At 72.5% G+C, this 12,906-nt stretch carries 9 protein-coding genes; 6 read left to right on the top strand and 3 right to left on the bottom strand.

Annotated features, from left to right (window positions below; all coding sequences use genetic code 11):
* Positions 1 to 7 precede the first annotated feature (7 nt).
* From ADK64_RS29460 to ADK64_RS29470, 3 genes are all read right to left on the bottom strand, one after another.
* A complete protein-coding gene (locus ADK64_RS29460) occupies positions 8 to 1,237 on the bottom strand; it encodes an MFS transporter (protein ID WP_053663810.1) in 1,230 nt (409 codons plus the stop codon).
* Positions 1,238 to 1,683: 446 nt separating this feature from the next.
* The gene (gene meaB, locus ADK64_RS29465; RefSeq protein WP_053663811.1) at positions 1,684 to 2,640 is read right to left on the bottom strand and encodes a methylmalonyl Co-A mutase-associated GTPase MeaB; all 957 of its coding nucleotides are present in this window, start codon (positions 2,638 to 2,640) and stop codon (positions 1,684 to 1,686) included.
* A gap of 51 nt (positions 2,641 to 2,691) precedes the next feature.
* A complete protein-coding gene (locus ADK64_RS29470; RefSeq protein WP_053663813.1) occupies positions 2,692 to 3,891 on the bottom strand; it encodes an acetyl-CoA C-acetyltransferase in 1,200 nt (399 codons plus the stop codon).
* 149 nt (positions 3,892 to 4,040) lie between these two features.
* Here ADK64_RS29470 and mce point away from each other — a divergent pair, with 149 nt between their 5' ends.
* The 6 genes from mce to ADK64_RS29500 all read left to right on the top strand — a co-directional run.
* Positions 4,041 to 4,481: a methylmalonyl-CoA epimerase gene (gene mce, locus ADK64_RS29475; RefSeq protein WP_053663815.1), complete on the top strand. Its 441-nt coding sequence runs from the start codon at positions 4,041 to 4,043 to the stop codon at positions 4,479 to 4,481.
* A gap of 207 nt (positions 4,482 to 4,688) precedes the next feature.
* Positions 4,689 to 8,603 (top strand): polarized growth protein Scy, encoded by a 3,915-nt coding sequence (gene scy, locus ADK64_RS29480; protein ID WP_053663817.1) that lies wholly within the window; start codon positions 4,689 to 4,691, stop codon positions 8,601 to 8,603.
* A gap of 183 nt (positions 8,604 to 8,786) precedes the next feature.
* Positions 8,787 to 9,722, top strand: a complete 936-nt coding sequence (locus ADK64_RS29485) for a cellulose-binding protein (RefSeq protein ID WP_053663819.1) — start codon at positions 8,787 to 8,789, stop codon at positions 9,720 to 9,722.
* Positions 9,723 to 9,806: 84 nt separating this feature from the next.
* Positions 9,807 to 10,769 carry an ABC transporter ATP-binding protein gene (locus ADK64_RS29490; RefSeq protein ID WP_053663821.1) on the top strand — a complete coding sequence of 321 codons (963 nt, stop codon included), beginning with the start codon at positions 9,807 to 9,809 and terminating at the stop codon, positions 10,767 to 10,769.
* The gene (locus tag ADK64_RS29495) at positions 10,766 to 11,539 is read left to right on the top strand and encodes an ABC transporter permease subunit (protein ID WP_053663823.1); all 774 of its coding nucleotides are present in this window, start codon (positions 10,766 to 10,768) and stop codon (positions 11,537 to 11,539) included. The genes ADK64_RS29490 and ADK64_RS29495 overlap by 4 nt, the downstream gene beginning before the upstream one ends.
* Before the next feature lie 131 nt (positions 11,540 to 11,670).
* Positions 11,671 to 12,906, top strand: a 1,236-nt coding sequence (locus tag ADK64_RS29500) for an ABC transporter ATP-binding protein (protein ID WP_053663825.1), incomplete at its 3' end; no start/stop codon positions are given.

Raw genomic sequence — 12,906 nt, forward strand, 5'->3', positions numbered from 1 at the left:
CCCGGAGTCACGACAGGTACGACGGCCGCTGCGGAGCGGGCACCGCAGCGGCGGCACGGCGGCCGCCCGCCAGGGCGATGGCGGCCGACAGGATGCCCACCGCGCCCGACAGCGCGAAGCACACCCCCAGCGGGAGCCGGCCAATCAGCAGGCCCGTCACCAGTGCTCCCACCGAACTGCCCGCGTTTATCGCCGTGTTGACCCAGGCGCCGGAGCGGGTGCGGGTGCCCTCGGTCGCGAGATCGTCGGCCAGGAGGTAGGCCGTGGTCAGGGCGGGAGCGAGGAAGGCTCCGGCGCAGGCCATGACCGCCGTGAGCGTCCACAGGCCGGGGGCCAGGGCCGCCGTGGCGATCATCAGGCCGAGCCCCGCCGCGAACCAGCACAGCCTGGCCCGGGCGGGGGCACGCCACTCCACCGCCCCGTTGACCAGACCGCCCACCGCACTGCCCGCCGAGAGGGCGCCCAGCACCCAGGGGACCACCCCGGTGTCGTACGACCGCTGCGTGGCGAAGGCCATCACCAGCAGTTCCACGCCGCTCAGGGCGAGTCCGGCGCCGGCGGCGACGGCGACCGGGGCCAGCAGGCCGGAGAGGGAGCCGAGGCGCCGCTGCCTGGGGGGTGTGGGGCGCGGGCCGGGCAGCGCCGGGGAGGTGACGAAGACGCCGGTGCCGGCCACGATCAGGAACGCGCTGAGCAGAATGCCGCAGGCGGGCGGTGCCACGGCGAGCAGGGCGCCGACGAGGGCCGGACCGGAGACGTAGAGCAGCTCCTCGGCGACCCCGTCGAGACTGTAGGCGCGCTGCAACAGGCGCCTGTCTTCGACGAGTTCGCTCCACAGGGCGCGCATGGTCGGGCCCAGCGGAGGTGCGCAGGCGCCGGTGAGGGCGGCGACCGTGGCGATGGCCGGGGCGGGTGCGCCCGGGCGCCAGGTCAAGGCGGCCAGGAGGGTCAGCAGGGCGCCGTAGAGGACGGCCATGGGCAGCAGGGCCCGGCGGGGGCCGTGGCGGTCGACCAGGGTGGCCCGCCACGGCATCAGAAAGACCGCCGTGGCGCCGAACAGGGACATCACGGCGCCGGAGACGGCGTAGGACCCGGTGGCCCGGGTGACGGACAGCAGGACCGCGATCGAGACCGTGCCGTAGCACAGGCGGGCCGTCAGGGCGGAGACGAAGGTACGGCGCGCGTACGGGACGCGCAGCACGGCGGCGTACGAGGGCCGCGAAGGATGCGTGGACACGCTGAAGTTCCTCTGCGAGAGGCGGAAGAGGGGACACCGAAGGACGCGGGGGCCGATGGCCGACCTCGCGATCCGGTGCGCGCTCTACGCCAAGAAGAGGGACATGCAGATCAAGATAACGGCACGGCGCGGGAGTTGACCAGGGGGTGACCCCGCCACCCGCTCACGAGCCGCCCGCAGGGACCCCGCCCACCTGCGACGATGCACTCCGCAGGGGACTCGGCGCCGCAGGACCCCCGGCGGGGCCATCGGCGGGCGGCAAGCCGCAGCCCTGCGCCGGCCCCGCCACCGGCTCGTCCGCCGCGCGGCAGGACTCCGGCCCACCCGCGACGATCCACTCCACCCGCGACGCCCCACTCCATCCGCACGGCCATGACCACCGCGGCCGCCACCCCAGCGCAGCCATACCGCCCCTCGGCGGGGGCATCGGCAGGTCGGGCCCCGCCTCAGCCCTCCGTCAGACCCGTGACCAGCTCGTCCGCCGCGCGGTAGGGGTCCAGGGTGCCTGCGACGATGCGCTCCGCCAGGGCGCTCAGGCGGCGGTCGCCGTGGAGGTCGCCGATGCGTTCACGCAGGGCCGTGACCGCGATGGTCTCCACCTCGCGGGCGGCGCGGGCCGTGCGGCGTTCGGTGAGGACGCCGTGCTCCTCCATCCAGGCGCGGTGCTTCTCCAGCGCCTCCACGACCTCGTCGATGCCCTCCGCGCGGGCCGCCACCGTCTTCACGATCGGCGGGCGCCAGTCTCCGGGTCCGCGGGCCTCGCCGAGGCCCAGCATGTGGTTGAGTTCGCGGGCCGTGGCGTCCGCGCCGTCCCGGTCGGCCTTGTTGACGACGTAGACGTCGCCGATCTCCAGGATGCCGGCCTTGGCCGCCTGGATGCCGTCCCCCATGCCCGGGGCCAGCAGGACGACGGAGGTGTCCGCCTGGGAGGCGATCTCCACCTCCGACTGGCCGACGCCCACCGTCTCGACCAGGATCACGTCGCAGCCGGCCGCGTCGAGGACCCGGATCGCCTGGGGGGCCGACCAGGCCAGGCCGCCCAGGTGGCCGCGCGTGGCCATCGAGCGGATGTAGACCCCGGGGTCGGAGGCGTGGTCCGACATACGGACGCGGTCTCCGAGCAGGGCGCCCCCGGAGAACGGGGACGACGGGTCGACGGCCAGGACACCGACCCGCTTGCCCTGCTTGCGGTACGCCGTGACGAGGGCCGAGGTGGAGGTCGACTTGCCCACGCCCGGGGAGCCGGTCAGGCCGACCACATAGGCGTTGCCCGTCAGCGGGGCCAGCGCCGCCATGACCTCCCTGAGCTGCGGGGACGCCCCCTCCACCAGGGAGATCAGCCGGGCCACGGCCCGCGGCCGGCCTTCCCTGGCCTGGGCCACCAGAGAGGAGACGTCCTGCATCAAACAGCTCCGTTCACTTCACCGACGTACAGACCCGCACAAGGAGATTGCTTACGCCTTCGGTACCCGCACGATCAGTGCGTCACCCTGGCCTCCGCCACCGCACAGCGCCGCCGCGCCGACCCCGCCGCCGCGCCGCTTGAGCTCGAGCGCCAAGTGGAGCACCAGACGGGCGCCGGACATGCCGATCGGGTGGCCCAGCGCGATGGCGCCGCCGTTGACGTTCACCCTTTCCGTGGACACGCCGAGGTCCTTCATTGACTGGACCGCCACGGCGGCGAAGGCCTCGTTGATCTCGACCAGGTCCAGGTCGCCGACCGCCAGGCCCTCCTTCTTCAGGGCGTGCAGGATGGCGTTGGACGGCTGGGACTGCAGGGAGTTGTCCGGGCCCGCCACGTTGCCGTGGGCGCCGATCTCGGCGAGCCAGTCCAGGCCCAGCTCCTCGGCCTTGGCCTTGCTCATCACGACCACGGCCGCCGCGCCGTCGGAGATCTGGGAGCTGGTGCCCGCCGTGATCGTGCCGTCCTTCGTGAACGCCGGGCGCAGCTTGCCCAGGGACTCCACGGTGGTGTCGGCGCGGATGCCCTCGTCCTTGCTGAAGACGACCGGCTCACCCTTGCGCTGCGGAATCTCGATCGGGGTGATCTCCGCCTCGAAGACGCCGTTCTTCTGTGCGGCGGCGGCCCGCTGGTGGGACAGGGCGGCCACCGAGTCCTGCGCCTCGCGGCCGATGCCCAGGCGCGTGTTGTGCTTCTCCGTCGACTCGCCCATCGGGATGTTCTCCCACGGGTCGGTCAGGCCGTCGTGGGCCATCGCGTCGAGCATCTCGATCGCGCCGTACTTGAAGCCCTCGCGGGACTTCGGCAGCAGGTGCGGGGCGTTGGTCATGGACTCCTGGCCGCCGGCCACGACGATGTCGAACTCGCCGGCGCGGATCAGCTGGTCGGCCAGGGCGATGGCGTCGAGGCCGGACAGGCACACCTTGTTGATGGTGAGCGCCGGAACGCTCATCGGGATGCCGGCCTTGACCGCCGCCTGACGTGCCGGGATCTGCCCCGCCCCGGCCTGGAGCACCTGCCCCATGATCACGTACTGCACCTGGTCGCCGCCGATCCCCGCACGGTCGAGGGCCGCCTTGATCGCGAAGCCGCCCAGGTCGGCGCCGGAGAAGGACTTGAGGGAGCCCAGGAGTCGTCCCATGGGCGTGCGCGCGCCCGCGACGATCACGGAGCTGGTCGTTCCAGAAGGCATGAGCTGCGATCCCCTTACCGGCTTGCACAGCCGAGGAGTGAACGAGGGTTTACTTCGAATGTACTGAGTGGCACTCCGTGCCGTCATCGGCCCGTCGGTGTGATCGCGCGCACGTTGCGTAACCACCCGGCGAGCGCTGCACTGAATCCATGCTGACGCGAATCGACCACATCGGGATCGCCTGCCACGACCTCGACGCGACCGTCGAGTTCTACCGGGCCACATACGGCTTCGAGGTGTTCCACACCGAGGTCAACGAGGAGCAGGGCGTGCGCGAGGCCATGCTCAAGATCAATGGGACGTCGGACGGCGGCGCCTCCTACCTCCAGCTGCTGGAGCCGACCCGCGAGGACTCCGCGGTCGGCAAGTGGCTCGCGAAGAACGGTGAGGGTGTTCACCACATCGCCTTCGGTACGGCGGACGTGGACGGGGACTCCGAGGAGATCCGGGACAAGGGTGTCCGGGTGCTGTACGACCAGCCCCGGCGCGGTTCCATGGGGTCGCGGATCACCTTCCTGCACCCAAAGGATTGCCACGGCGTTCTGACAGAACTGGTCACTTCGGCCCCGGTTGAGTCCCCTGAGCACTGACCCCCGTACATAAGGGCCGGTAGGGTTGGGGGCGGTCGTCTCTGAACGCGGGGGCGACCGCATGCCGGGGTCCGGGTTTCGGGGGACGAGCGTCGGGGCAGCAGCCCGTGCTCCGCCGTTGATCTGACACCATTCCCCGGGGGCCCCGTTCGGCGGATGGACGGTGCTCGTTGCAGAAGCTGACCAGGGGACGGATGGGACCGCGCAGTGCGGGGCTACGAGAGCCAGGAGCGAGAGCCGGCGGCTGACGTCGACCACCTCTCTCGGTTCGAGGCCGAGATGAAGCGGCTGAGGACCGAGCGGGAGAAGGCGATCCAGCACGCCGAGGACCTCGGCTACCAGGTCGAGGTGCTGCGCGCCAAGCTGCACGAGGCGCGCCGCACCCTCATGACCCGGCCCGCCTATGACGGCGGTGACATCGGCTACCAGGCCGAGCAGTTGCTGCGCAATGCCCAGGTCCAGGCCGACCAGCTGCGCCAGGACGCCGAGCGGGAGCTGAGCCAGGCCCGCGCGCAGACCCAGCGCATCCTCCAGGAGCATGCCGAGCAGGCCGCCCGGCTCCAGGCCGAGCTGCACCAGGAGGCGGTGACCCGGCGCCAGCAGCTCGATCAGGAGCTGGCCGAGCGCCGCGCCACGGTCGAGTCGCACGTCAACGAGAACGTGGCCTGGGCGGAGCAGCTGCGCGCCCGGACCGAGTCGCAGGCCCGCCGGCTGCTCGACGAGTCCCGCACGGAGGCCGAGCAGGCGCTGGCCGGCGCCCGCGCGGAGGCCGAGCGGCTGACCGCCGAGGCCCGCCAGCGGCTGCGCAACGACGCCGAGACGGCGCGCGCGGAGGCCGACCAGATCCTGCGCCGCGCCCGCACGGACGCCGAGCGCCTGCTGAACGCCGCGTCCACGCAGGCCCAGGAGGCCACCGACCACGCCGAGCAACTGCGCAGCTCCACCGTCAGCGAGTCGGACGCCGCGCGCCGGCAGTCCGCCGAGCTGAGCCGGGCCGCCGAGGAGCGCATGGCGGCGGCCGAGGAGGCGCTGCGCAAGGCGCGGACCGAGGCCGAGAAGCTGGTCACGGAGGCCGAGCAGGCCGCCGCGAAGACCCTGTCGAGTGCCGAGGCCGCGAACGAGACGCGGACGCGTACGGCGAAGGAGCAGGTCGCCCGGCTGGTCGAGGAGGCCACCAAGGAGGCCGAGAGCACCCGCGCCGAGGCCGAGCAGCTGGTCTCGGACGCCCGCGCCGAGGCCGAGAAGATCGTCACCGAGGCCGGTGAGAAGGCCCGCTCGATCACCGCCGAGGAGACGGCTTCCCAGCTGTCCAAGGCGGCCAAGACCGCCGAAGACGTTCTCAACAAGGCGTCCGAGGACGCCCAGAAGACCACGAAGGCCGCCGCCGAGGAGGCCGAGCGGATCCGCACCGAGGCCGAGGCCGAGGCGGACCGGCTGCGCGCCGAGGCGCACGACATCGCCGAGCAGCTCAAGGGCGCGGCGAAGGACGACACCAAGGAGTACCGGGCCAAGACGGTCGAGCTGCAGGAGGAGGCCCGCCGGCTGCGCGGCGAGGCCGAGCAGCTGCGGGCCGACGCGGTCGCGGAGGGCGAGTCGATCCGCGCCGAGGCCCGTCGCGAGGCCGTCACGCAGATCGAGGAGGGCGCCAAGTCCGCCGAGGAGCTGCTGGCCAAGGCCAAGGCGGACGCCGACGAGCTGCGCAAGAGCGCGACCACCGACAGCGAGAAGGTCCGCACCGAGGCGATCGAGCGGGCCACGGCGCTGCGCCGGCAGGCCGAGGAGACCCTGGAGCGCTCCCGCACGGAGGCCGAGCGGCTGCGCGCCGAGGCCGACGAGCAGGTCGAGACGGTACGTACTGACGCCGAGACCGCCGCGCGCGAGCTGCGCGAGGAGACCGAGCGCGCCGTGGAGGCCCGCCGTGCCGAGGCCGCCGGGGAGCTGACCCGGCTGCAGACCGAGGCGCAGGAGCGGCTGGCCTCCGCCGAGCAGGCGCTGACCGAGGCCCGCGAGGAGGCGGCGCGGATCCGCCGGGAGGCCGCCGAGGAGGCCGAGCGGCTGCGCGCGGAGGCCGCCGAGCGGATCCGTACGCTCCAGCAGCAGGCCGAGGCCGAGGCCGAGCGGCTGCGCACCGAGGCCGCGTCCGACGCGTCCGCCTCCCGTGCCGAGGGCGAGGCCGTGGCCGTACGGCTGCGCTCCGAGGCCGCCGCCGAGGCCGAGCGGCTGAAGACCGAGGCGCAGGAGACCACCGACCGGGTGCGCGCGGAGGCGCAGGCCGCCGCCGAGCGGCTCGCCGCCGAGGCGTCCGAGACACTGGCCGCCGCGCAGGAGGAGGCCGCCCGGCGCCGCCGCGAGGCCGAGGAGACGCTCGGTTCGGCGCGCGAGGAGGCCGATCAGGAGCGGCTGCGCGCCCGCGAGCAGAGCGAGGAACTGCTGGCCTCCGCCCGCAAGCGGGTGGAGGAGGCACAGGCCGAGGCGACCCGGCTGGTCGAGGAGGCCGACCGGCGCGCCGGCGAGATGGTGTCCGCCGCCGAGCAGCACGCCCAGCAGGTGCGGGACTCCGTCGCCGGGCTGCACGAGCAGGCCCAGGAGGAGATCACCGGGCTGCGCTCGGCCGCCGAGCACGCGGCGGACCGTACGAAGCGGGAGGCCGAGGAGGAGTCGGACCGGGTCCGCGCCGACGCCTACGCCGAGCGGGAGCGGGCGAGCGAGGACGCCTCCCGGGTCCGGCGCGAGGCGAACGAGGAGACGGAGGCCGCCAAGGCGCTGGCCGAGCGTACGGTCGCGGAGGCGATCACGGAGGCCGAGCGGCTGCGCGCGGACACGTCCGAGTACGCCCAGCGGGTGCGCACCGAGGCCTCGGACGCGCTCGCCGAGGCCGACCAGGCGGCGGCCCGTACCCGGGCGGACGCCCGTGAGGACGCCAACCGCATCCGTTCGGACGCGGCGACGCAGGCCGACACGCTGATCACCGAGGCCCGCAGCGAGGCCGAACGACTGCAGACCGAGACCATCGCGGAGGCCGAGCGGCTCCAGACGGACACGGCGGCGGAGGCCGAGCGCGTCCGCACCGAGGCGCTCACCGAGGCGGACCGGGTCCGTGCGGAGGCGGTGGCGAACGCCGAGCAGCTCATCGGGGACGCGACCGGCGACGCCGAGCGGCTTCGTGCCGAGGCCGCGGAGACGGTGGGGTCGGCCCAGCAGCACGCGGAGCGGCTGCGCGGCGAGGCCGAGCGGCTCAGGGCGGACGCGGAGGCCGAGGTCGAACGGCTCGTCAACTCGGCGCGCGAGGAGGCCGAGCGCACCCTGGACGAGGCCCGCAAGGACGCCAACAAGCGGCGTTCGGAGGCGGCCGAGCAGGTCGACACGCTCATCACCGAGACCACGGCCGAGGCGGACAAGCTGCTGACCGAGGCGCAGCAGCAGGCGCTGAAGACGACCGCGGACGCGGAGTCGCAGGCCGACACGATGGTGGGCGCGGCCCGCAGCGAGGCCGAGCGGCTCGTGGCCGAGGCGACCGTGGAGGGCAACTCCCTGGTGGAGAAGGCCCGTACGGACGCGGACGAGCTGCTGGTGGGCACGCGCCGGGACGCGACCGCGATAAGGGAGCGCGCGGAGGAGCTGCGCGACCGCATCACCACCGAGATCGAGGAGCTGCACGAGCGGGCCCGCCGCGAGGCCGCCGAGACGATGAAGTCCACGGGCGACCGGTGCGACGCGCTCATCAAGGCCGCCGAGGAGCAGCTGGGCAAGGCGGAGGCCAAGGCCAAGGAGCTGGTGTCGGACGCCAACTCCGAGGCGGGCAAGGTGCGCATCGCCGCCGTCAAGAAGGCGGAAGGACTGCTCAAGGAGGCCGAGCAGAAGAAGGCCAGCCTCGTCAAGGAGGCCGAGGAGCTGAAGGCCGAGGCGATCCGGGAGGCCCGGCGCACGGTCGAGGAGGGCAAGCGCGAGCTGGAGATCCTGGTGCGCCGACGCGAGGACATCAACGCCGAGATCTCCCGTGTCCAGGACGTCCTGGAGGCGTTGGAGTCCTTCGAGGCCCCGGGTTCCGCCAAGGACGGCGGGGTCAAGGCCGGCGCGACGGCGGGCGCCCCCCGTTCGGGTGGCAAGCCGTCAGAGGGCTAGCGTGAGGGGTGCGTTCCGGTGTCTTCTGGGGGCTTTGCCCGGGTCGTTGGCAAGCCTTCCGGCCGCGAGCCACTCAAAAGGGGTCTCATTCTCCAGATCAAACACGTATCCGCTCGATGACACACCGCTTCGGCCCCTAGGATTCCACCTATCACCTCACCGGTCTCATTCGACAGGAACCCCATGAGCGACACTTCCCCCTACGGCTTCGAGCTTGTGCGGCGTGGGTACGACCGCGCTCAGGTGGACGAACGTATCTCCAAGCTCGTCTCCGACCGTGACAGCGCTCTCACCCGGATCACCGCTCTGGAGAAGCGCATCGAGGAGCTCCACCTCGAAACGCAGAACGCCCAGGCCCAGGTCACCGACGCCGAGCCGTCGTACGCGGGTCTCGGCGCGCGGGTCGAGAAGATCCTGCGTCTGGCCGAGGAAGAGGCCAAGGAACTGCGTGAGGAGGCCCGGCGGGCGGCCGAACAGCACCGCGACCTCGCCGAGTCGGCGGCCCAGCAGGTCCGCAACGACGCCGAGTCCTACGCCGCGGAGCGCAAGTCCAAGGCCGAGGACGAGGGCGTCCGGATCGTCGAGAAGGCCAAGGCCGACGCCTCCCAGCTGCGTGCCGAGGCGCAGAAGGACGCGCAGTCCAAGCGCGAGGAGGCGGACGCCCTCTTCGAGGAGACCCGCGCCAAGGCCGCGCAGGCCGCCGCCGACTTCGAGACGAACCTCGCCAAGCGCCGCGAGCAGTCCGAGCGCGACCTGGCCTCGCGTCAGCAGAAGGCCGAGAAGCGCCTGGCCGAGATCGAGCACCGCGCCGAGCAGCTGCGTCTGGAGGCGGAGAAGCTGCGCACGGACGCCGAGCGCCGCGCCCGCCAGACGGTGGAGACGGCCCAGCGCCAGGCCGAGGACATCGTGGCCGACGCCAACGCCAAGGCCGACCGCATCCGCTCGGAATCCGAGCGCGAGCTGGCGGCGCTGACCAACCGCCGCGACAGCATCAACGCCCAGCTGACGAACGTCCGCGAGATGCTCGCCACGCTGACCGGCGCGGCCGTCGCCGCCGCGGGTGCGCCGGCCGAGGACGAGCCCATCTCTCGTGGGGTGCCGGCGCAGCAGACCCGGTAGTCCTGCGGCCCACGGTCACTGAACAGGACGAGGCCCCTTGTCACTCCGGTGGCAAGGGGCTTTTCCCCGTCTTAGCGTGGCCCCATGATCGAGCTGGCGGGGCTGACCAAGCGGTACGGCGAGAAGGTGGCGGTCGACCACCTCACCTTCCAGGTCAGGCCCGGCATCGTGACCGGTTTCCTCGGGCCCAACGGGGCCGGGAAGTCCACCACCATGCGCATGATCCTCGGGCTCGACCATCCCACGGCCGGCGATGTCCGGATCGACGGCAGGCACTACGACCAGCTGACGGACCCGCTGACGTACATCGGAGCACTGCTGGACGCCAAGGCCGTGCACGGCGGGCGCAGTGCCTACAACCATCTGCTGTGCCTCGCGCAGAGCAACGGGATCCCGAAGCGCCGGGTGGCCCAGGTGCTGGACACCGTCGGCCTCACCGCGGTCGCGCGGAAGAAGGCCAAGGGGTTCTCGTACGGCATGGGGCAGCGGCTGGGGATCGCCGGTGCGCTGCTCGGGGACCCGCGGATCCTGATGTTCGACGAGCCGGTCAACGGGCTCGACCCGGAGGGCATCCACTGGATCCGCAATCTGATGAAGTCGCTGGCCGCGCAGGGGCGGACCGTGTTCGTGTCGAGCCATCTGATGAGCGAGATGGCGCTGACCGCCGATCATCTGGTGGTCATCGGGCAGGGGCGGCTGCTCGCGGACACCTCCATGGCGGACTTCATCAAGCAGAACTCACGGCCGTACGTGCGGATCCGTTCGCCGCAGCGGGAGCGGCTGCTGGACGCGCTGCACGAGGCCGGGATCACCGTGGTCGAGGCGGGCGGGGACGCGCTGGAGGTGGACGGGGGCAAGGCCGAGCGGATCGGCGAGCTGGCGGCGCGGCACGGGATCGTGCTGTACGAGCTGAGTACCCAGCAGGCTTCACTGGAGGAGGCGTTCATGCAGCTCACGGCGGAGTCGGTGGAGTACCACGCGCGCTCCGGGCCGGCCGGCGGCGCCCCGCGGGGCTGGGGCGCCGGGTGGACGGGGCCCGAGGCATGACGGCCGCACGGGTCGTCCGGTCCGAGTGGACGAAGATCCGGTCGGTGGCGTCCACGGTGTGGACGCTGTCGCTGGCCGTGGTGGTCACCATCGCGCTCGGGATGCTCATCTCCGCCCTCTCCCGCAGCCAGTTCGACTCGATGCCGATCAGCGACCGGCTGTCGTTCGACCCGACCTTCGTGTCGTTCGCGGGCATGAGCCTCGGTCAGCTCGCCATGATCGTGTTCGGGGTACTGGTCGTCTCGAACGAGTACAGCACCGGCATGATCCGGGTCTCGCTGGCCGCCGTACCGCGCCGCGCGACCTTCCTGTTCAGCAAGGTCGCGGTGGCCGGCGCCCTCGCGCTGGTCGTGGGCATGGCGACGAGCTTCGCCGCGTTCTTCCTCGGACAGGCGGTGCTCGGCCCCTACCGGGCGCGGCTCGGGGATCCCGGGGTGCTGCGCGCGGTGGTCGGCGGCGGGCTGTACATGACGCTGATCGCGGTCTTCTCCATGGGGGTCGCCGCGATGCTGCGCTCGCCGATGCTGTCGCTGGGCATCCTGATGCCGTTCTTCTTCCTGATCTCCACCATCCTCGGCAATGTCGACGCGACGAAGAAGATCGGCCGGTTCCTGCCGGACCAGGCGGGCAGCCGGATCATGCAGGTGGTGCCGAGAATCGGCGACGACAGGCCGTACGGGCCCTGGGGCGGGCTCGGGATCATGGTGCTGTGGGTGATCGCCGCGCTCTTGGGCGGGTACGTCCTGCTGAAGCGACGGGACGCCCAGTAGACCGTTTCGTTACGCCTCGTGATGCTCAGGCTTTACTTTCTTTTGGGTGGAACCGTCAGTCGCTCGATATCCTCCTAACCCTTACGGGGGCGTGTGCCCCGCTGTCCTGAACCTTTCGATGGGTGCGGAGCATGATCGAGGCTGTAGGCCTGACGAAGCAGTACGGTGACAAGACCGCCGTGCACAACCTTTCCTTCCAGGTGCGGCCCGGTGCCGTGACCGGCTTCCTCGGGCCGAACGGCTCGGGCAAGTCGACGACGATGCGCATGATCCTCGGGCTGGACAACCCCTCCTCCGGCACGGTGACCATCGCCGGCTACCCCTACCGCAAGCTGCCCAACGCGGCCCGTCAGGTCGGCGCGCTGCTCGACGCCAAGGCGGTGCACGGCGGGCGGAGCGCACGCAACCACCTGCTGAGCCTCGCCCAGCTGTCCGGCATCCCGGCCCGGCGCGTGGACGAGGTGCTCGGGGTCGTCGGCCTCCAGGGCGTGGCCAAAAAGCGCTCCAAGGGCTTCTCGCTCGGCATGGGCCAGCGCCTGGGCATCGCCGCCGCCCTGCTCGGCGACCCGCAGGTGCTGCTGTTCGACGAGCCGGTCAACGGCCTCGACCCCGAGGGCATCCTCTGGGTCCGCAACCTGATGAAGGCGCTCGCGTCCGAGGGCCGCACGGTCTTCGTCTCCTCGCACCTGATGAGCGAGATGGCCCTGACCGCCGACCACCTCATCGTGATCGGGCGCGGCCAGCTGCTCGCCGACATGAGCATCAAGGACTTCATCTCGGCCAACTCCGCCGACTTCGCGCGCGTGCGCACCCCCGACACCGAGCCGCAGCTGCGCGAGAAGCTGACCTCCGCGCTCACCGAGGCCGGCGGCCACGTGCTGCCGGAGCAGGACGGCGCACTGCGGGTGACCGGACTGCCGCTGCCCCGGATCAGCGATCTCGCGCACGAGGCGGACGTACGGCTGTGGGAACTGTCGCCGCACCAGGCCTCGCTGGAGGAGGCGTACATGCGGATGACGCAGGGCGCCGTGGACTACCGCTCGACCGTCGACCAGAAGGCGGGCCTGCAGCAGCCGCTGCCGCCGGGCGCGCAGCCGCACATGCCGGTGCCCGGCCAGGGCCAGCCCGGCTGGTACGCCCCGCCGCCGCCCCAGCAGGGCGCCCCCGCGGGCCCCTACGGCACCGCCCAGCCGAACCCGTACGGCGCTCCCGGCACCCCGGCCCCCAACCCGTACGCCCCGCAGCCGCAGCAGGGGCAGCAGCCCTTCGCCGCTCCGCCTGCCCAGGCACCGGTCGCGGCCCCGGCAGCTCCCGCGGCGCCCGCCGCCGCACCGGCCCCGGCCGCCGTGCCCGCCCCGCAGCCGGCT

The organism is Streptomyces sp. MMG1121 (assembly GCF_001280015.1).
Lineage (GTDB): Bacteria > Actinomycetota > Actinomycetes > Streptomycetales > Streptomycetaceae > Streptomyces.

Excerpts from the sequence above, each read along its gene's own strand:
- meaB (WP_053663811.1), bottom strand. The coding sequence starts at position 2,640 with ATGCAGGACGTCTCCTCTCTGGTGGCCCAGGCCAGGGAAGGCCGGCCG.
- ADK64_RS29470 (WP_053663813.1), bottom strand. The coding sequence starts at position 3,891 with ATGCCTTCTGGAACGACCAGCTCCGTGATCGTCGCGGGCGCGCGCACG.
- mce (WP_053663815.1), top strand. The coding sequence starts at position 4,041 with ATGCTGACGCGAATCGACCACATCGGGATCGCCTGCCACGACCTCGAC.
- ADK64_RS29485 (WP_053663819.1), top strand. The coding sequence starts at position 8,787 with ATGAGCGACACTTCCCCCTACGGCTTCGAGCTTGTGCGGCGTGGGTAC.
- ADK64_RS29490 (WP_053663821.1), top strand. The coding sequence starts at position 9,807 with ATGATCGAGCTGGCGGGGCTGACCAAGCGGTACGGCGAGAAGGTGGCG.
- ADK64_RS29495 (WP_053663823.1), top strand. The coding sequence starts at position 10,766 with ATGACGGCCGCACGGGTCGTCCGGTCCGAGTGGACGAAGATCCGGTCG.